The sequence below is a fragment of the candidate division WOR-3 bacterium genome (genome assembly GCA_039802205.1).
GTDB lineage: Bacteria > Hydrothermota > Tepidihabitantia > SM23-42 > JAOAFX01 > JAOAFX01.
In genome coordinates this window covers 1-19,350 of record JBDRWD010000056.1, presented here as the reverse complement: position 1 = coordinate 19,350, position 19,350 = coordinate 1, and the positions used below count along the sequence as shown (strand labels likewise).

General features: G+C 42.6%; 21 protein-coding genes, 1 tRNA gene and 2 rRNA genes. 7 read left to right on the top strand and 17 right to left on the bottom strand.

Annotated features, from left to right (window positions below):
* Positions 1 to 120: 120 nt before the first annotated feature.
* The 8 genes from ABIL39_10045 to dnaA all read right to left on the bottom strand — a co-directional run bounded on the left by ABIL39_10045 (position 121) and on the right by dnaA (position 8,647).
* Positions 121 to 468: an OsmC family protein gene (locus tag ABIL39_10045; GenBank protein ID MEO0166460.1), complete on the bottom strand. Its 348-nt coding sequence runs from the start codon at positions 466 to 468 to the stop codon at positions 121 to 123.
* A gap of 267 nt (positions 469 to 735) precedes the next feature.
* Positions 736 to 1,143 carry a GIY-YIG nuclease family protein gene (locus ABIL39_10040; GenBank protein MEO0166459.1) on the bottom strand — a complete coding sequence of 136 codons (408 nt, stop codon included), beginning with the start codon at positions 1,141 to 1,143 and terminating at the stop codon, positions 736 to 738.
* On the bottom strand, positions 1,136 to 1,984 hold the full coding sequence (locus tag ABIL39_10035) for an Mrp/NBP35 family ATP-binding protein (GenBank protein ID MEO0166458.1): 849 nt from the start codon (positions 1,982 to 1,984) through the stop codon (positions 1,136 to 1,138). The genes ABIL39_10040 and ABIL39_10035 overlap by 8 nt, the downstream gene beginning before the upstream one ends.
* A gap of 180 nt (positions 1,985 to 2,164) precedes the next feature.
* Positions 2,165 to 2,281: ribosomal RNA gene (rrf, locus tag ABIL39_10030) — 5S ribosomal RNA — on the bottom strand.
* Positions 2,282 to 2,314: 33 nt separating this feature from the next.
* Positions 2,315 to 5,342 (bottom strand): 23S ribosomal RNA (locus tag ABIL39_10025).
* A 212-nt stretch (positions 5,343 to 5,554) separates the two neighbouring features.
* Complete coding sequence (locus ABIL39_10020) at positions 5,555 to 6,040, bottom strand: hypothetical protein (protein ID MEO0166457.1); 486 nt, start codon at positions 6,038 to 6,040, stop codon at positions 5,555 to 5,557.
* The gene (gene dnaN, locus ABIL39_10015) at positions 6,033 to 7,127 is read right to left on the bottom strand and encodes a DNA polymerase III subunit beta (protein ID MEO0166456.1); all 1,095 of its coding nucleotides are present in this window, start codon (positions 7,125 to 7,127) and stop codon (positions 6,033 to 6,035) included. Before dnaN ends, ABIL39_10020 begins: the two co-directional genes overlap by 8 nt.
* A gap of 200 nt (positions 7,128 to 7,327) precedes the next feature.
* Positions 7,328 to 8,647 carry a chromosomal replication initiator protein DnaA gene (gene dnaA / locus ABIL39_10010; protein MEO0166455.1) on the bottom strand — a complete coding sequence of 440 codons (1,320 nt, stop codon included), beginning with the start codon at positions 8,645 to 8,647 and terminating at the stop codon, positions 7,328 to 7,330.
* Between the two features lie 265 nt (positions 8,648 to 8,912).
* Between dnaA and ABIL39_10005 the strand changes: the two genes are divergently transcribed.
* From ABIL39_10005 to ABIL39_09975, 7 genes are all read left to right on the top strand, one after another.
* Complete coding sequence (locus tag ABIL39_10005; GenBank protein ID MEO0166454.1) at positions 8,913 to 9,260, top strand: septal ring lytic transglycosylase RlpA family protein; 348 nt, start codon at positions 8,913 to 8,915, stop codon at positions 9,258 to 9,260.
* Positions 9,257 to 10,090 (top strand): 4-(cytidine 5'-diphospho)-2-C-methyl-D-erythritol kinase, encoded by an 834-nt coding sequence (gene ispE / locus ABIL39_10000; GenBank protein MEO0166453.1) that lies wholly within the window; start codon positions 9,257 to 9,259, stop codon positions 10,088 to 10,090. The genes ABIL39_10005 and ispE overlap by 4 nt, the downstream gene beginning before the upstream one ends.
* A gap of 51 nt (positions 10,091 to 10,141) precedes the next feature.
* Positions 10,142 to 10,212 (top strand) — tRNA-Gln (locus ABIL39_09995).
* 31 nt (positions 10,213 to 10,243) lie between these two features.
* Positions 10,244 to 11,194 carry a ribose-phosphate pyrophosphokinase gene (locus tag ABIL39_09990; protein MEO0166452.1) on the top strand — a complete coding sequence of 317 codons (951 nt, stop codon included), beginning with the start codon at positions 10,244 to 10,246 and terminating at the stop codon, positions 11,192 to 11,194.
* The gene (locus tag ABIL39_09985; GenBank protein MEO0166451.1) at positions 11,191 to 11,868 is read left to right on the top strand and encodes a 50S ribosomal protein L25; all 678 of its coding nucleotides are present in this window, start codon (positions 11,191 to 11,193) and stop codon (positions 11,866 to 11,868) included. Before ABIL39_09990 ends, ABIL39_09985 begins: the two co-directional genes overlap by 4 nt.
* A gap of 29 nt (positions 11,869 to 11,897) precedes the next feature.
* On the top strand, positions 11,898 to 12,485 hold the full coding sequence (gene pth / locus ABIL39_09980) for an aminoacyl-tRNA hydrolase (GenBank protein MEO0166450.1): 588 nt from the start codon (positions 11,898 to 11,900) through the stop codon (positions 12,483 to 12,485).
* 43 nt (positions 12,486 to 12,528) lie between these two features.
* Positions 12,529 to 13,182 carry an HD-GYP domain-containing protein gene (locus ABIL39_09975; protein ID MEO0166449.1) on the top strand — a complete coding sequence of 218 codons (654 nt, stop codon included), beginning with the start codon at positions 12,529 to 12,531 and terminating at the stop codon, positions 13,180 to 13,182.
* A gap of 24 nt (positions 13,183 to 13,206) precedes the next feature.
* Here the strand turns inward: ABIL39_09975 and ABIL39_09970 are convergent, their stop codons facing one another.
* The 9 genes from ABIL39_09970 to ABIL39_09930 all read right to left on the bottom strand — a co-directional run bounded on the left by ABIL39_09970 (position 13,207) and on the right by ABIL39_09930 (position 19,173).
* Positions 13,207 to 14,127: a PhzF family phenazine biosynthesis protein gene (locus ABIL39_09970; protein ID MEO0166448.1), complete on the bottom strand. Its 921-nt coding sequence runs from the start codon at positions 14,125 to 14,127 to the stop codon at positions 13,207 to 13,209.
* A gap of 95 nt (positions 14,128 to 14,222) precedes the next feature.
* Positions 14,223 to 14,483 carry a 50S ribosomal protein L27 gene (gene rpmA / locus ABIL39_09965; GenBank protein MEO0166447.1) on the bottom strand — a complete coding sequence of 87 codons (261 nt, stop codon included), beginning with the start codon at positions 14,481 to 14,483 and terminating at the stop codon, positions 14,223 to 14,225.
* Positions 14,484 to 14,492: 9 nt separating this feature from the next.
* Positions 14,493 to 14,804 (bottom strand): 50S ribosomal protein L21, encoded by a 312-nt coding sequence (gene rplU, locus ABIL39_09960; GenBank protein ID MEO0166446.1) that lies wholly within the window; start codon positions 14,802 to 14,804, stop codon positions 14,493 to 14,495.
* A complete protein-coding gene (secG, locus tag ABIL39_09955) occupies positions 14,804 to 15,145 on the bottom strand; it encodes a preprotein translocase subunit SecG (protein MEO0166445.1) in 342 nt (113 codons plus the stop codon). Before secG ends, rplU begins: the two co-directional genes overlap by 1 nt.
* A 44-nt stretch (positions 15,146 to 15,189) precedes the next feature.
* Entirely contained in the window at positions 15,190 to 16,413 is a 1,224-nt protein-coding gene (locus ABIL39_09950; GenBank protein ID MEO0166444.1) for a glycosyltransferase, read from the bottom strand.
* A 19-nt stretch (positions 16,414 to 16,432) separates the two neighbouring features.
* A complete protein-coding gene (locus ABIL39_09945) occupies positions 16,433 to 17,416 on the bottom strand; it encodes a tetratricopeptide repeat protein (GenBank protein MEO0166443.1) in 984 nt (327 codons plus the stop codon).
* Positions 17,413 to 18,378 (bottom strand): sugar phosphate nucleotidyltransferase, encoded by a 966-nt coding sequence (locus tag ABIL39_09940; GenBank protein ID MEO0166442.1) that lies wholly within the window; start codon positions 18,376 to 18,378, stop codon positions 17,413 to 17,415. The genes ABIL39_09945 and ABIL39_09940 overlap by 4 nt, the downstream gene beginning before the upstream one ends.
* A 4-nt stretch (positions 18,379 to 18,382) precedes the next feature.
* Positions 18,383 to 18,745: a hypothetical protein gene (locus ABIL39_09935; GenBank protein ID MEO0166441.1), complete on the bottom strand. Its 363-nt coding sequence runs from the start codon at positions 18,743 to 18,745 to the stop codon at positions 18,383 to 18,385.
* Positions 18,746 to 18,759: 14 nt separating this feature from the next.
* A complete protein-coding gene (locus tag ABIL39_09930; protein MEO0166440.1) occupies positions 18,760 to 19,173 on the bottom strand; it encodes a hypothetical protein in 414 nt (137 codons plus the stop codon).
* Positions 19,174 to 19,350 lie beyond the last annotated feature (177 nt).

The following is a 19,350-nucleotide window of genomic DNA, read 5'->3' as shown; positions in this document are numbered from 1 at the left end:
ACAAATTGAAAAAGAATCAAGAGACAAATCCATTTTTATCACCCCCACCTTAATCCTCCCCCATCAAAGGGGGAGGAAAAAGTGAGGAGTACTCAGTAAATAAAATTGTCCAGGCTTTTTCTAATCACTTATCTCTATCTCTGGTTCTATGAGTATGGGACAGATAATCGATTTTGATATCATACATTCTTGCCCTGCCTCTTGAATCAAATTGAGAATTTTTTCTTTTATATTTTTTTCACATATGGTGATAATTGGTTTAATCAAAATCTCACTAAACACAAAATCTTTATTTTTCAAATGCGCCTTACCAACTGCATGACTTCTATATGCTGCAATAATTAGATTCTCTTTCTCAAGCAACCATAAAAATGTCGTTGCCAAACAGAGTTCAATCGCTGCAACAAAAAGGTGCTGAGGACTCCAGAATTCTTTTCTTCCACCAAATTCAGGAGCGCAGCCTGAAATAATATCGGGCTTATCTGAACTATACAGAATAAATTGTTTTCCAGCAATAAAATTAAGATTTGATTCAAATTCATAAATTCTGGGCTGTAGATTGCCATATTTTTTAGCAAGCCAACCACCCTTTTTTATTTTTTTTGGGAAAAGCCCTCAATAGCTTTAAGCCCTTCAACAAATTCAGGGAAGATTTCAATCTTACTTATTGTCTCATCACCTTGATGGGGCGCTTCAGATTTTGTTTTATATGGCGAGTGGACAATGCCAATCGGTTTAAACGTCGAATTTCTTAAATCCATTTTTCTTTAATATCTTTTTAATTTTATCAATACTCTTTTCGACAAAGATCAAGTGAGAAAGACATCTACAGTCCGAACTGCCGAATCTTCTGATATACTCAGCGCCATTTTCAAGAAAAAGTTGTGCCATTGTACATTCACTTTTTGAACCTATCCATACTTCCTTTACTTTTACACCCTGGCTCATTAAAAGAAAATCAATATGCCAGAATTTCTTTTTTTGATTTGATAGATGTCTATTTATTCTTTGAAGCATATTCTTTCTTGCCGAGCCCAGATAGATATAAAGACCTTTGTTAAATTTTAATTTTCCAAGTCTACCAATAATAATTGTTTGACTTATCTGATTTATAATCAAAAGTATATAACTTTTTTTATTCATTAAGATTATCTTGTTTTTTACTACCGCGCACCCTTTCATCAATATTTTTGCATATATCCATCAATATTTTTGCTGCCTCTGAATCAGAATGTGATTCAACCAATGGTTTGCCAATATCCGTGCTCTCTACGATATGGGGGTCTAATGGAATTCTGCCTAAAAATGGTATACCCAGTTCTCTTGCTGCCTTTTCGCCACCCCCGGCTTTGAAGATATCTATTTCTTTGCTACAGTGTGGGCAGACAAAACCGCTCATATTTTCCAATATCCCAAGAATTGGTGTTGATAGTTGGTGCAGAAAGTGGACACACTTCCTTGAATCAAGTAAGGCAATATCCTGCGGTGTAGTAACAATGATTGTACCAGTTAGGTTACGGATTAATTGAATGACTGATAATGGTTCGTCGCCGGTGCCCGGCGGTGAATCAACAATTAGGTAATCAAGTTTACCCCAGTTTATTTCAGCAAGGAACTGCTTCAATACACTCATCTTCAAAGGACCACGCCAGTTTACAGGTGTATCTGCATTCTGTAGTAATGAAGCCATTGAAAAGGCAACGAGATTTGAATTAACGGTAAATGGTAATATTCCATCTTCATCCATCATAGGCGGTCTGCCTTCAAATCCGAGCATCTTGGCAACTGAGGGACCATGAATATCAGCATCCAAAATACCAACTTTGGCACCAAGTTTGCCCAAGCCCGCAGCAAGATTTACCGCCACAAAACTCTTGCCAACACCTCCTTTATTAGAGAGCACAAGAATCTTGGCGGTTATCTGCGTCATATTTTTTTCTAAAAGTATTTCTAACCTTTTTAATTCTTCTTCTGGGACTTTCAATTTAGCCTTTCTTTCTTTTTATTTTAAGAAAGCAACAATTTTATTCACCCTACAGAAGTTTTCAATAGCGGAAAATGTTTAAACCCATTAGCCATAAATTTCTTCTTTATTGAAAATGATAACCATTGTCATTAATATTATAATCAAAAATTTATAACAAATTAAAGGTAAAAATAAAAAACCCGGCGACGACCTACTCTCCCGTGCCGTTACCAGCACAGTACCATCGGCCCTGGTGGGCTTAACTTCTCTGTTCGGAATGGGAAGAGGTGTTTCCCCACCGGTATTGCCGCCGGGAATTTTATATGAATTCTAAAAAATGGCGGAAGGGAGTCCAAGTCGCACGGCTGATTAGTACCACTCGGCTCAATGCATTGCTGCACTTACACCTGTGGCCTATCAAACCGGTAGTCTACCGGTAGCCTTCAGGTCAACCCAGAGTTGCCCCTGGGTTGAACGGGAGACCTAATCTTGAGGTGGGCTTCCCACTTAGTTGCTTTCAGCGGTTATCCCATCCGGACATGGCTACCGAGCGGTGCTCCTGGCGGAACAGCTCGTGCACCAGAGGTCCGTCCATCCCGGTCCTCTCGTACTAGGGACAGCTCCTCTCAAGTCTCCTACGCCCACGGTGGATAGAGTCCGAACTGTCTCACGACGTTCTGAACCCAGCTCACGTACCGCTTTAACGGGCGAACAGACCGACCCTTGGGACCTTGTCCAGCCCCAGGATGCGATGAGCCGACATCGAGGTGCCAAACCGGGCCGTCGATGTGAACTCTCGGGCCCGATCAGCCTGTTATCCCCGGAGTACCTTTTATCCGCTGAGCGATGGCCCTTCCACACGGGACCACCGGATCATTAGGCCCCACTTTCGTGTCTGCTCGGCCTGTCGGCCTCACAGTCAGGCTCCCTTATGCCCTTACACTCCACGTGCGATTACCGTCCGCACTGAGGGAACCTTTGGGCACCTCCGTTACTTTTTAGGAGGCGACCGCCCCAGTCAAACTGCCCACCTGCCACTGTCTCCACCATTCCACATGGTGGATTAGAACCTCCGACAGAACAAGGGTGGTATTTCACTGGCGGCTCCATCCCAACTGGCGTCGGGACTTCATAGCCTCCCACCTATGCTACACATGTCCTGCAAAGATTCAATGGCAAGCTGCAGTAAAGGTTCACGGGGTCTTTTTGTCCTACCGTGGGTAGGCGGCATCTTCACCGCCACTACAGTTTCGCCGGGCCCCTTGTCGAGACAGCGCTCCCGTCGTTACACCATTCGTGCAGGACGGAACTTACCCGCCAAGGAATTTCGCTACCTTAGGACCGTTAGAGTTACGGCCGCCGTTTACCAGGGCTTCAGTCGGAAGCTTCTCCTGACTTGCGCCAGGATAACCTCCTCCTTTAACCTTCTGGCACCGGGCAGGTGTCAGTCCCTATACTTTGCCTTACGGCTTAGCAGAGACCTGTGTTTTTGTTAAACAGTCGCGGGAGCCCTTTCACTGCGGCCCGCTACTCATCATAGCGGGCACCCCTTCTCCCGAAGTTACGGGGTTAGATTGCCGAGTTCCTTAACAAGGGTTCACCCGAGCACCTGTGGATATTCACCTCGCCCACGTGTGTTCGTTTCCGGTACGGACACCCGTGGTCTCTCCCATAGAGGTTTTTCTCGGCTGAATCTCGAGGCGGGTTTATGGCCCTTTTGGGCCTCCCCATCATACCCCAAGGTTAAGAACCTCCGGATTTGCCTGGAGATTCCCTTGAAGTATTTGGACCCTGTATTCCAACACAGGGACCGCCTCTACCATCAGCGTCACCCCATAGGTGATAACGAGACCACAGATGGTAGCCGAATGTTGACGGCTTTCCCATCACCTACGCCTTTCGGCCTCAGCTAAGGATCCGACTAACCCTGGGCGGATTAACCTTCCCCAGGAACCCTTGGGCTTTCGGTGTCCGGGTTTTTCACCCGGATTATCGCTACTCGTGCCGGCATAATCACTTCCGTTTCGTCGACCCTGTCTCGCGACAGAGCTTCGACCTACAACGGAACGCTCCCCTACCCCTCCCAACCTTAACGGTTGAGAAGCCACAGCTTCGGTGGTTGGCTTGAGCCCCGGTAAATTTTCGGCGCAAGACGACTCGGCTGGTGAGCTGTTACGCACTCTTTAAATGATGGCTGCCTCTAAGCCAACATCCCAGATGTCTGAGTCATCTCACATCCTTTCCCACTTAGCCAACGCTTAGGGACCTTAGCTGGTGGTCTGGGTTATTCCCCTCTCGGCGATGGAGCTTATCCCCCACCGCCTCTTTCCTGGGCTTTTAAGTGGTAGCATTCGGAGTTTGGTTAGATTTGAACCCCGAAGGGTTCTCTTCTATCCAGTGCTCTACCACTACCACTGAACACCCAAGACTGCCCCTAGAGGCATTTCGGGGAGAACCAGCTATCACCCGGTTTGGTTAGCCTTTCACTCCTACCCACAGTTCATCCGAGGATATTTCAACATCCACCGGTTCGGGCCTCCATTCCGTGTCACCGGAATTTCACCCTGACCATGGGTAGCTCACCGGGTTTCGGGTAATGCCCCAACCTACTAATACGCCCTATTTGGACTCGGTTTCCCTACGCCTCCTCCCACTACTTTCATAGTGGGATTAAGCTCGCAGGTTAGGACAACTCGCCGGCTCATTATGCAAAAGGCACGCAGTCATTCGACGCACCTACCTGATTACTCAGGTAGGGGTCAAACTCCTGCTGATTGTAGGCGCATGGTTTCAGGTTCTATTTCACTCCCCGCCAGGGGTTCTTTTCACCTTTCCCTCACGGTACTGGTGCACTATCGGTCATCCAGGAGTATTTAGCCTTACCCAGTGGTTTGGGCAGATTCACACAGGATAACCTATCCCGTGCTACTTGAGAATCCAGCCCGTGAAGACCTCTGGAATTTCGCCTACTGGGCTATCACCATCTATGGCTCTCCTTTCCAGGAAGATTCGGCTATTCCGAGGTTTTGTAACTTCACCACCCTCAGGACAGATCGGGTGCGGCTGGACCTCACAACCCCGACTGCACAACGCCTGTCCGCTTTAACATGCAGTTCGGTTTGGGCTTTTCCGATTTCGCTCGCCGCTACTCTCGGAATATCTTTTCCTCGGGGTACTGAGATGTTTCACTTCCCCCGGTTGGCCTTCTCCGCGCAAGGCGGAGAATATCCTGTGTTTCCACAGGATGGGTTTCCCCATTCGGGAATCGCCGGGTCAACGGATGTTCGCTCCTCACCGGCGCTTATCGCAGCCTACCACGCCCTTCATCGCCTCTGGATGCCAAGGCATCCCCACATGCGCCCTTAGTAACTTGAACCCACGACCTTCCGCCAATTCTTATAAATTTTCAAAGACCATAGATATGGCAACGCCATATCTTTAAGTGCCCCGATTACTCGGAGCTCAGGTCAGAATCCTTTTTCCCCTCGGCAATATATATTATACCTAATTCTTTAAAAAAGTCAAGGGTAAAAAAGCATGGAACAAATTATATCCAATAATGAGACAAAGTCAATACCTGATTGTTTATTAAAAATAAAACCTTCCACCCAACCCTCCTTCGATATCAAAATCAGTAGCAGGTAGAATATTCACTACCGGATATAATTCTAAGAAAATACCGAACCGCGAAATACCATATTCAATACCGCCTCCCAACCTTAAGCCGATATTCAATTCAGTATTTTGGTCGGCTTCGTTCTCCTTAAATTTGAACCTACCACCAATTCCGAGAAAAGGAGTGAGATTTTTGATTTCCCGTTGCTCTCCATTCATCTCATCTGTCCAGCGCAAAACCGTGGGAAAAAGGAATTGATAATCACCCGTGAGATGGAGTCGGGGATTATCACCGATTGACCAACCAACATTCCCAGCTAATGCGGAATTTCGAGCAAGAATAAATTTTAAAGTAAAACCAGTGGGACTGCCGATGATAATCCCCACGCCCAGCCTTTCACAGAAAATGGGATTGATTATTCCAGCGATCAATGCAACGATAATAATTATTTTATTCATAGGAATCTATCCTTAGTGGCATCAACAGATATATTAAGTTATCCAATGATTTAGACTTAATAAGAGCAGCCGTGGAGGGTGAGGTCAGCTGGAGGAGAATCTCTCCACCCGGGATATGTCTAATGATCTCCAAAAGAAAGCCTGCGTTGAACCAGATAGACATTTTTTCACCCTCATAAAGACATGCAACTTCTTCCCGGGCTTCACCAAAATCCGGTGAGGAAGCAAACAAAAGAAGTCTTTCACCAGAGAATTCAAATTTAACACTTTTGATAGTGGGACTGGAAACGAGCGAAACTCTTTTTAATGCTCCCTCCATGATATCTTTTTCAATTGTACAGGTACCGGGGAAGACCTTAGGTATTACACTTTCATAATTAGGATATGGACCTTCAATTAATCGAGCGATAATGCTGGTATTGGAAAATTTTAAACCTAACATCCTTTCTTCAATAAAGATCTCTATTTGTTCTTCAGGATGGGCGACATCTACTAAATCGAAAACTTTAGGTGGGATTATTAACTCGCCATTTTCTCCATTTAAATCTTTTCGATATAATGCCAGTCGTGCTCCATCGGTAGTCACCATATTGAGGGTACTATCTTTTAACTGTAATAAAACTCCGTTCATTGCTCGACGGCTTACGTCCTTAGAGACCATAAAAATTGTAGAATCCACCATTTCATTCAATTCTCCGGCACTCAGACTTAACCATTTTTGATTAGGAAAAGATGGCACTTCAGGAAATTCGCTGTAATCAAGTGCTGGAATATTAAATTGTGCATTTCCTGCATTTATCTGGAGATTCAGTTCTTTTAATTTAAAAGTCATCTCTTCGACATTTGCTTCGCGCGCAATTTCCAGAAGCTTTTTTCCAGGAATTAAAACTTTGCCCTCTTTTTTCATATCGCAGGGCAGGCTTTTGCGAATAAAGATATCAAGGTCAGTTCCTTCAATGTTCAATCTATTCTCTTTTACTTCTATGATAACATTTTGCAAAACGGTATGGGCACTCTTGGGAGGAATTAGTTTGACAATACTATTTAGGGTCTTTTCAAAATTTGCACGATTGATTTTAAACTCCATTTTATTGCCTCCTTACATTACATTAACACTTTTTTAAATATTTATAAACTCTGGTGCTGATATTAATTCTGTGGAAATGTGGATAAATTAAAAATCTCATGAAATACCTTGAAGAAATTAACCAGACAATGTTTATAAAAATGTTGATAAAAATTGAGGAAGTTGAACTCGTTTTTAAAAACATATTTATAAACATTTTATCAACAATTTATCTTCGTATTTATCCGCTCTAAAAGCCGGGCGAATTCGAAATCTGTTTCCTTAAGATTGTTTATTTTTTCTATTGCGTGAATTACCGTACTGTGATCTTTACCCCCAAGAATTTGCCCGATCTCGGCAAGAGATAAATTGAGATGATTGCGTAATAGATACATAGCCACCTGTCGGCCCAAGGCGATGCGCTGGGTGCGCCGGGTTCCTTTTAAATCTTCTTGGGAGCAACCAAATTCATTACATATTACCTGAATGATCTTTTCTTTACTCACCCGGTAACCATTTCCCAGCAAATCTTTCAAGGCCTCTTCCGCAAGTGCCTCGTTGATTTCCTGCCCGGAAAGGGAAGAGATCGCCAGCAGTCGGATAAGACAACCTTCTAATTCCCGGATATTCGATTTCACCCGGGAGGCAATATAATAAGCAACATTGTTGGGCAATTTGACATTTTCTAATTCCGCCTTTTTCTGGAGGATGGCAATTCTGGTTTCAAGGTCCGGAGGCTGAATATCGACAACCAATCCACCCTGGAATCGTGAAGTCAGACGCTCTTCAAGAGTGGATAATTCTTTCGGAGGTCGGTCGGAAGTCAGGACAATCTGTTTACCTTGCGTATAGAGATAATCAAAAGTATGGAAAATTTCATCTTGGAGGCGTTCTTTTCCATAGATAAACTGAATATCATCCAGAAGCAGAATATCCTTGTTGCGATATTTCTTTTTGAAGGAGAGTTGGTCTTTTTTCTGAATTGCATCAATCAACTCATTCATTATATTTTCCGCCTGGGTGTAATAGACATTAAGATTTTTATGTTGTTTTATGATGAAATTGCCAATTGCCTGCATCAAGTGAGTCTTCCCTAATCCCACCCCACCATATAAAAATAATGGATTATACGCTTCCCCAGGGGCTTCAGCCACTGCTAGGGCCGCCGCATGCGCCAGTTCGTTGTTCTTTCCAACCACAAAATTTTCAAAAGTATATCGTTCCTGGAGTTTTGTAGCATCGTGGGCTAAGATTATTCTTTTCTTTTTAACAACCGGGCGGTTGTATTCTTGATTTGCCGCCTTGAAGGAAAGCCTTAAATTTGTACCGTTCACCGAATTAATCGCCTCTTCCAGAATTTTTGAGTAGTGCATCGTAATCCAATCGATATGAAAATTGGTCGGCATCTCCACCAGTAGGACATCGTCTTTCAATTCAATGCCCTTACTCTGGTTAAACCAGGTGGCAAATGACTGCGGATGAATCCGCTCTTTTATATATTCAAGGATATTCTGCCAATATATTTTTGCTTGTTCACCCATATTCAGTTATCCACATTTATCCACAAAGTTATCCACATATTTTTTCTAAAAACCTTTTGAATTTCATTAGTTTTTATTTTATTTAAAAAATTTCCACAGAACAATAAAATCATGCAGTTAAGTTTATCCAAAAGTTGCAAAAAGTCAAGCGAAAACAAAAATGAAAAAAAATTTTTTTGGCATAGTGTTTGCATTACTTCGGTTTAAATAGCTTTTTAAGAAATAACTTCATTGACATTGGAAAAAAATCTATTATAATAATTTGATGATATTTCTTCTTCCGTTGCTTTCCTGCTGTCTCACTGGACAGAGAACTATGCATTTTGTGGAATATGGAATGGCGAGTTACTATAGTGATGAATTTCATGGCAAAAAGACTGCTTCAGGAGAAATTTACAATAAATACGAATATACCTGTGCCCACCGTACGCTTCCTTTTGGCACGAAAATAAAAGTTACGAATCTGGAAAACAAAAAGTGTGTCATCGTGCGGGTCAATGACCGGGGTCCCCAGAAAAGAGAAAGGATTGTGGATTTATCTTATATCGCGGCAAAGGATATCGAGATGATCCATAAAGGTGTGGTCAAAGTCCGAATTGAGGTGATAAAATGATCAGAATTGATGCCCCTGCCAAGATCAACATCGGATTGACAATTCTGGGACGTCGAGAGGATGGTTATCATAACATTGAAACGACCCTCTCAACAATCAGTCTGAGCGATAAAATCTTTTTGGAAAGAACCGAAAAAGATATAGAACTTGTCAGTCCAGGTTTAAAGATCCCAAAAGAAGAAAATCTTTGTTTTAAAGCAGCACACCTCTTTTTAACCAGTTATGGACTCGACTCAGGGGTTAAAATGACTTTACAGAAAAATATTCCGATTGGTGGAGGATTGGGCGGAGGTTCTTCAGATGCGGCTGCGGTACTTAAGGGATTGAGGACGCTTTTTGGACTTAATATTCCGGATGAGGATTTAATGGCTTTGAGTAAAATTTTGGGTTGCGATGTACCGTTTTTTATTAAAGGCGGGGCAGCAATTGCCCGTGGTATTGGCGATGAACTTAAATTCTTCAAATTGCCCAAGATGAGAATAATAATCTATTATCCGGGATACCCGATTTCTACAAAATGGGCTTATGAGGAATACGATAAATGGCTCTTGACATCGGGTATGGATGTAGATAGTATATTCCAAGAAAGAAAAAAGAAAGTGCGAACCGGCTTAAATATTGTGAATGATTTTGAAAAGGTTGTTTTTAAGGCACATCCAGATTTACTGGATGTAAAGACGAATTTGTTAACTGCCGGTGCCTATATGGTTTCCCTTACTGGAAGCGGTTCTTGCCTTTATGCGGTAGTCGATGAGCAGGTGAAAAAGAAAGTAATTAAATATTTATCGGGTATTGGTGCCATGTATTTCGAGGCTGAAACCACGGGGTAATTGGTAAACCAAGATGCTCTGGTCAACGATGTGCTAATGGGTGTAAAAATTTGGGGCGTCGTCTAATGGCAGGACCCAGGATTTTGGATCCTGTTGCGGAGGTTCGAATCCTCCCGCCCCAGTTTTCAAATATTGAGAGATAAGGGAGGTCTATTGGAGAAGATAATGTTATTTGCGGGCAGTGCGAGTTTGGAATTGACCCAGGAGATTGCGCGATTTCTCGGGATCACACTCAGTAGAAGTTCTGTAACCAGATTTGCCGATGGGGAGTTGAAGATAAAGATAGAGGAGAATATTCGGGGACAAGATGTCTTTATCGTTCAATCCACAAACCCGCCAGCAGAAAATCTCATGGAATTATTATTGTTTTTAGATGCTGCGAAAAGGGCCTCAGCTGAGCGCATCACGGCGGTAATTCCTTATTATGGCTATGCCCGCCAGGACCGGAAGGATGAACCACGGGTTCCGATCTCTGCGAAGTTAATTGCGGATTTGCTCGGAGTGAGTGGCGCGCACCGGGTCTTAACCATCGATCTCCATGCCGAGCAGATTCAAGGTTATTTTAATATCCCGGTTGACCATCTTTATGCAGCACCAGTCTTCATTGAATATTATCACCGGAAAAATATTTCTGATTATGTGATTGTCTCTCCGGATGCAGGACGGGTTAATCGGGTTCGTGCCTTTGCCCGGCGTATTGGTAAAGATGTACCAATTGCAATAATTGATAAAAGAAGAACCGGACCAAATCAATCCAAGGTAATAAATGTGATTGGCGAAGTAAAAGGCAAAAACGCTATTATTTATGACGATATGATTGATACTGGGGGCACGGTTGTTGATGCCGCCGGAGCCCTGGCTGAGAAAGGCGCCCGGGAGATATATGTCTCCGCAGTCCACGGTCTTTTTTCCGCAAATGCCTTGGACCGTCTGGAAAGGTCACCGATAAAAGAGATAACGGTGACAAATACCGTGAGATTCACCCGGGAGAAGATGCCGGAGAAGCTAAAAATCCTTTCCATTGCCGAACTTCTCGCTGAGGCAATAAAGAGGATTCACAATAATGAATCAATAAGTTCATTATTTAAGGAGGTTGAAGAATGAAACTGGAACTTGAAGCCTACTTATATGATCCCCAGAAGAAAGGAGAAGTAAAAAGGATGAGACGCGAAGGGAAAATTCCCGGGGTCTTATATGGACATAAAGAGAAGAGCAAACGCGTTTATGTCCTCCAGAAGGAGTTTGAAAAGGTATTGGAGGTATTAAAGAAGGAAGTGGTAACAGTAGATTTAAAATTAAATGATAAAGTCTATCCCTGCCTGATAAAAGCAATTCAGCGCAATCCGATAGACGGAAGATTGTTACATATCGACTTTCAGCACATCAGTAGGAAAGAAAAAATAAAAGCCACCATTCCGATCCATCTCATTGGCGAAGCACCGGGTGTGAAAAAAGGTGGTTTGCTGGACCAGCATCTTTACGAGGTAGTAATCCGCTGTCTGCCTGAAGATATACCTGCGCACATCGATGTTGATATCTCCAAACTTGATGTGGGTAAGACGATTCATTTAAAAGATATCGTGCTTCCCAACATTGAATTTGAATTAAAACCGGAGACACCAGTAGTTTCAATCCTCGCACCCAAAGTTGAAAAAGCAGCCGCAGCACCAACCGCGGCGCCGGCAGAACAGCCGAGAGAAGAACCAAAAGAAGAGAAACCTAAGGAAGAGAAGGCGAAGGAAGAAAAAGCTGGAAAAGAACCACCCAAGGCTAAATAGCTTCCATAAGGCGATCGAATCGCCTAAGGATGTTAATCTTCGGACTGGGCAATCCCGGGATGAAATATCGCTGGACCAGGCATAATGCGGGATTTTTGTTTGTGAGTTTTTGGGCAAAAAAATACCGCAAGCATTTTATTAACTTTGGAAGTTATGCTCAGGCAATAATCAAGATAGATGGGCGGACGGTGAGGCTCATAAAGCCCCTTCTCTATATGAATCACTCCGGGATGGTGGTCGCCGAAGCAATTGAAAAAGAACGGAGGTTTCCAGAAGAGGGTATTCTGGTTGTGGTTGATGACTTAAATCTTCCACTCGGAAGACTCCGACTCCGTGCCCAGGGAAGTGATGGTGGACACCTGGGATTGAGATCGATTATTGAGGCGCTCCAAACCGAGGATTTTCCACGATTAAGAATCGGCGTAGCAAATCAGGATTTTTTAGCCCGGCGTATCGATGCTGCGGAATTTGTTTTGAGCCCCTTTACAGATGAAGAGAAAAAGGTGATTAAAGAGGTGATCACAAAAGGTATTGAAGGCTTGGAAATCCTCATTACTCAAAATCTGGAAAAGGCTCAGAATTTTATTAATTCTCTAAATTTACAAATTCAAGAATAATTTTTGCTTGACATATCTTTTTTGGTCGTTATAATACTTAAGTATGGCTCAGGGTAAAGGGCAGAAATTGAATCTCGATGAGATAATAAAGACCCTTAGTATGGTAGCTATGACCTTGAGGGAGAATCCTAAGAAGGCATTAAAGGATTTAAGAAAGATTGGAAGAAAAATAGACCGGCAGATTCCTTATCGCGATGGGCATATCCTCAGGGTTACCGAATACTCTTTGGCAATTGCTGAAGAACTGGGTTTCAGTGAGGAAGAAAAAGTTATTCTGGAAGTTGCAGCACTCTTGCACGATTTCGGGAAGATCGGCATTGATGAAAGCATCCTGCTTCAGCCAAGAAAATTGACCTTGGCAGAGAAAGAAGAGGTTGATATGCATGTGATGCGCGGTTATTATATGCTTGCGGGATTCAATGAGTTAATTGAAGCCCTGAGCGGAGTGAAACATCACCATGAACATTACAATGGCTCAGGCTATCCCGAGGGCTTAAAAAAAAGCGAGATACCGATCATTGCCCGGATTATCGCCGTGGCTGATGCCTATGATGCGATGACCTCCAAAAGACCTTACCGGAACGCCCTGAGCAAGGAAGAGGCGATTCAGGAATTAAAAGCGAATGCTGGAACCCAGTTTGATCCAGCAATCGTCCGGATATTTATAAAATACCTCACTAAAAAAGGACAAAGTTAATTTCAGTAAGGCGATCGGATCGATTTAAGGAGCAAGTATATAGCCTGTAAATGTTAAAACAGCATTCCCTCCTACTTTTACCCGGTAGATTTGATCGCGACTGCATTCCACATGAACATAGACTTTCCCCTGCCGATTTTGGAGATAACCCTGCTCCACAATAATCCTTGAAAAATTGCTCGGTTCAATGAGATTTTTTCTTATCAAATAACAGCCAACACTTCCTGCAGCCGCACCCGAAATCGGGTCCTCGTTGATACCTACAACCGGAGCGAAGTGTCTCATAAATACAGTATCCCCGGGTTCAAATGTCTCCATGCAGAAGACGATTATACCATGGATCCCCAAGCGGATACAGAAATTATTCATGAAGGTAAAATCGGGTTTGATATTCTTCATTATTTCCAAAGATTTTATTGGCACGATCAAATCATAATAACCAGTTGAGATGATATCAAAGGGGAGATTGGCCGCCAAAAGGTCATGTTGACTTATACCTAAGATTCTGGATAACTGAACTGGATTAACTTCAATATCCAGATAATTGGGTTTGGCAAGGGTCATGGTGGCGCGGGTTATTTTATTATCCTTTACTCGTAAGTCGACGATTTGTATACCCGCCTTGGTGCGCTGGCGCACCGTCGTCTCCGGCTCTTTTAAATTCAAAATATTCTCGCCGCTCAACGCAAAATATGCCGCAATTGAGGCATGTCCAGAAAAATTGATTTCTCCGGATCCGGTAAAGAAACGGAGATAAATATCGGCTTCGTGGGTTTGTTCCGAGAGCACAAAGGCAGTATCCGAAACCGGATTTAAATCGTTGGCAAGTAACTTTAAATCTTCATCTTTAATATCATCCGCACCCATCACCACCCATGCCGGATTGCCCGCATAGGGATTGGAGGTGAAGACACTCAATCTTTTAGCCTTAACCCACTTCGCCATATGTAAAATGATACATATATTTTTAAAATTGTCAAGAAAATTTGATACATTTAGCCCGATTTCTTGTAAAAAACTGATTCAGTTATAAAGAGCTATCAGGCGGTGAGGGGTATAATTGATACAATTCTTTTCCCACCCTTGGTCCAGCCAAATTTTACACGTCCCCGGGTGAGGGCATAAATGGTATAATCTTTGCCCATCCCTGCATTTAACCCCGGGTGGATACGAGTTCCCCGCTGGCGAATAATGATTTCACCGGTATTTACAATCTGTCCATCAAATCTTTTTACCCCCAGCCTTTTGCCTTCGGAATCCCGACCATTTTTGGCTGAACCCGTGCCTTTTTTATGTGCCATGATACCTCCTTATCTCTTTATCTCCGTGATCTCCACTTCGGTGAACTGTTGGCGATGTCCCTTTTTGCGGCGATAGTTTTCCCGACGGATAAATTTATAGACGATAACCTTCGGCATCTTACCAGTTTTTTTTATCACACCCTTCACCACCGCACCTTCAATATAAGGTTTTCCCAATACAACACCCTGCTCATCCTTTATCATCAAAATTTTATCAAAGGCAATCTCTTTTCCCGATTCACCAAGCAAAGCCGGTATGACGATTCTATCACCTTTTGCGACCACATATTGGTGGCTATTGGTCTTGATGACCGCAAACATTACTCACCTCCTTCTTGGGGTAATGAGGGTGCTGGTTCTTCCGGAATTGGGCTGGCAGGTGCTACTGGGATTTCGGTCTCCAGACCCTTTTCCACGGCAGTTTTAGCCAGGGGCCGCCGGGAAAGAAGCACGAGGAAGAGAGAAGTGAGAAAAAAAGCCACAGCCAATCCGGAGGTTAGTTTAATGAAGAACGGTGTTGCACCTTTTCCGCCAAAGAGCGAATCTGAACCTCCACCACCAAAGACACTTGACATACCCGCACCTCGCGTCTGCTGGAGTAGGACCACAATGATCAATAAGATGCAAATGAGCACGTGTAAGGCGAAGATCACTCCGTACATCTCATCTCCTTTCTAAATTGGCTAAGTTCTATTATATTTACTTTTTAATCTTTGTCAATACTTCTCAACAATGTGGCGAGACGGGCAGTGAGATTTTGTCGAGTATATTCTAAATTCGGATGCGGCTTGCGGATGATTTCATTTTTTTTAAACTTTATATAGAGATCTTTTATCCCTTCTTTCATCCCATCAATATCATCGTAAGCAAAAAATTTAACTGGATAATTATCTTTTGCGGCTTGGTTTAAAATAAAAAGCCCCTCGGACCGTCCGCAGGAGATTATGGGCAGCCCACTTGCCAGATATTCATTTTGCCGGCTGGGAAAGAAAAAATCAGCGCCGGTGGTAATCATCAAGGCAACATGGGCGCGGCAGAATTCCTTTAATGCTTGATGATAGGGTTGGTGTCCGAGGATTCGGGCGAAAGAGTATTTATTAATTAATTTTCTGTATTCTTCTTCAATATGTCCGATAAACTTTAACTCAATACTATCAGTCTTTAGGGCGTTTTCATCCATGAATTTTTTAAGGGCAATTAAAAATGGCTCAGGATTTCTTTCTTTTCGGATCGTCCCGAGGTAGGAGATGGTGAATTTTTCAGGAAAAGATAGCTCATTGAAATCGCTTGGATCATAACCATTCGGCAGGACATAGGTCTTGTTTTCTAAACTGGGATAACGGTCCAGGAGGGATTTTTTTATCCGTTCGCTTACGGTGATAATCAAAGCCGCAGCAGTGAGCGTCTTTCTTTCCCAGTAAAGGACGAACATCTGCTGGATTCGATTTTCATAAGGTAGGAAGGGAAATTCCAGCCAGGCATCGCGGAGATCAAGGATTAAAGGTTTTTTGGTCCGTTTCGCGAGCATGTAGCCGGTAATAAACGCACTAAAAGGGGGTGCGGTGACAAAGATGTAATCGAAGGAGATCTTCAATCCTGCCGAATATGCAAAGGGAATCCACCCTACCTTATTATCTGGAAAATTTAGTCCCTTCTTTATTGGTATCTGCCATTTTTGGGGACGATAGTTTTTCATTCCCAAGCAATATAAAATCCGCGCCGGATCAAAAGATTCGGTCCGATAAACAATGACATCCTCCACCTCTTTCCCCAATTCCGGATCCAGGGCGTGGTAGGCAATATTTCGGCGCGTAAGCACTATGGGAATAATACCATGGTGAGAAAGGTACCGGGCAAATTTGACCGGCCTGATCGCACCCGGACCACCACAGGGAGGCCAGTAATAGGATATGAGCAAGAGTTTTTTCATAAATTATGAGACGCTAATTTTAATAAAGAATTTTGCTCAAAAGATTGTATGCCTCACGGAGGTAATCTTTTATCAAGGGATATTGGTCCTGATACTTTTTGTAGCCGATAACTTCTTTCAAAGCTTTTTTTGCTTCGGTATGGTTTTTTAACTCATAATGGCATTTCCCGATGTATAATTTACACTGGGCTAAATTAGAGTAATTGGTGTTGTCAAGATATTGGCAAAAAAGCCACTCGTAATTTCTCAAAGCCACTTCATAATTTTTTTTCTTGAATTCTAATTCTGCTTTGTTCCAGTGGAAAGTTTTGGATTCTGGATATTCAGCGAGGAGGCTATCGATGATGAGCGTGGCGATATCAAATCTTTTTTCCTCACCGTAAATAAAGGCTAAAGAATTACGTGCAGTGGGTCCTGAATATATACTCTTTTCAGCGGCCAGATGCAATTTTCTCAATGCCTCCTCCACATTGCCATCCGTGAGTTTTAAAAAAGGGAGATAACGACTTGCCCGAGCCCAGAAATATTCATAGGTTCCGGCGCCCAGATAAGCATCATAGAAAGAAGAATCCTTTTTTATTATTCCTTGAAGAATTCGCCCCCCTTTTACACCATAATTAAAAGTTTCCAGATAATTCCTTTTCAGTCCTTCATAAACTGCCTGGTAGGCATAACTGGAGCCAAGATAAAATTCTGCCCAGAGATTTTCTTCTTGTTCTAAAATACCGGTGCAGAGCATACGAACTTTTTTTATTAAATCTAAATACTCTTTTTCATCGCGAAAATGGCAACCATCCATCATCTTCAATTGTAATAAAGCGGATTTGAAAAAATATCCTGCCGGATTTTCTGGATATAGCTCCACCACCTTGCCGAAATAGAAAGCTGCACTATCAAATCTCTCTATGTATGCAAATTTGAGCCCAGATTGGATGAGCTCCTGGACTTCCGGAGGATTTAAATCGATTGCTAAAATTTGAAGCAGAAGCAAGAAGAGTTTCATGGAAATTCAAGAATTGAAGATTCGCCCACATTCAATCTTTTAAAACTTCCCCGGATGACCGCGTGTTGCCCGATTATGGAGTTTTCAAGGATTGCATTTTCAATCACGGTATGATTATTGATTATTGAATCCCTGATTATGGAATTTTTTATCTTTACTCCTTCGCCGATAGAGACATAGGGACCGATGATCGAATTAATGATTTCGGCAGATTCCGGGATATAGACCGGGGTAATAATCTTTGCCTTTGGCTGACGGGAACGATGATGATTTTTTTTAAGGAGATGGCGATTGGTTTCAATCAGGGCCTCGGGAGTGCCACAGTCAAACCAGTTCTTGATTTTTACTACCTGAAATTCCTCGCCTCTTTGGATCATTAATGCTATTCCGTCGGTCAACTGGTACTCATTTTTCGTCTTGATTCCTTTTTTTATCACCATTTCCATCGCCCGATGGAGTTTTTCGATTTGCGAAAAATAATAAACACCTACAAGCGCCAGATTGGATTTTGGATGGGTGGGTTTTTCCACAACACTTCTCACCTGGTCTTTCTCCAACTCCACGATGCCGAACCGCTGGGGATTTGCTACTTCTTTCACACCGAGGATATTTTTTTTACCGCTGAACTCAAAAAAATTAAAATCTGTGATGGTATCTCCTAAAAGAATGAGAGTGGGACCAACCAGTCCCTTAGAACCGAGATATACTGCATGTCCTAAGCCAAGGCGTTCCTTCTGGATTACAAATTTGAAATTATATTTATAATTTTTACAGAATTTGATGATTTGTTCGGATTGGCTACCCACGACAATGAGAATCTGGGCAATTTTTAAACCTTTCAATCCCTCAAGTATATGACCAAGGATGGGTTTCCCAGCCACATATAATAGACATTTAGGTAAAAAATGGGTATGGGGTTTTAAGCGGACTCCTTCGCCCGCAACGGGTATGATGACATTCACTATTCTAACCCTGGAGTTTTTCTTTTAATTCATTAATCAATGCAATCGCCTCATCAAATTTATTTTCATCAATTAGTCTGGTGATTTTTGCTTTGTATTCAATCTTTAATGAAGTATTTGAATCCACACCCAAACTGTCAATATCAAACTCATGCATTCCTTCGGTCCGGAACTCCCTTAGCGGTACCGATTCTTTTTTCTCTATTACCGGGGTTATTTCCGGTGGGGATTTTTCGGGTGTCAATGCGGTTACTTCCATATCTTCAGGCATAACCGCGGGTTTTTCTTCCGCTGGCTTCTTTTTTAGTAAAGTATCAAAGACGGATTCCGGTTTTTTATCTTTTTTTAATTTTTTTATGATATCCATATTCGCTCCATAATTCAGTCATAAAAAGTAATTTCTTTTACTGCATTCAGCACCGCAAAGATCCGTTCATTATTGCTCTCCGGATCGATCGGGGTAAAGAAAAATCCCTGACGCTGGGGAGAATAACCCATGGTGAGACCGTATAGAACTTCACCATCGATGAATTCTACCCTCACTTTTTTACCCACTAAATTTTTATCTTTGATATCCTCAAATGTCTTCTTTACCACCGGCCGCGATCGTGATTTTCCCATCAATTCTTTTACAAAAAATACTGCTTTAAGGTTAGCAATCTTGACCGGGATGGATTTTTCTTTATCACCTTCTTTAACCACCAGATGGAATATCGGTTTATCGGGTTTGAAATCAGTGGTATAACCCCGTTCTATTCGGTGGTCTAAATAATGGACGACGACTTTATTGGGCATAACTAAATTATAGATAAATTTTTACGATTGTCAACAAAAAATTGGCGAGATGTTATTCCAAAGGTAAAATGTCCCCTTAATTTCAAAGCGAGATGTCCCCTTATGATATTTAATTCTTTTCTCATGTCAACTACTGCTTACCATTGCAATGAAATTTCTGAATAAGTCTTCCCTGGT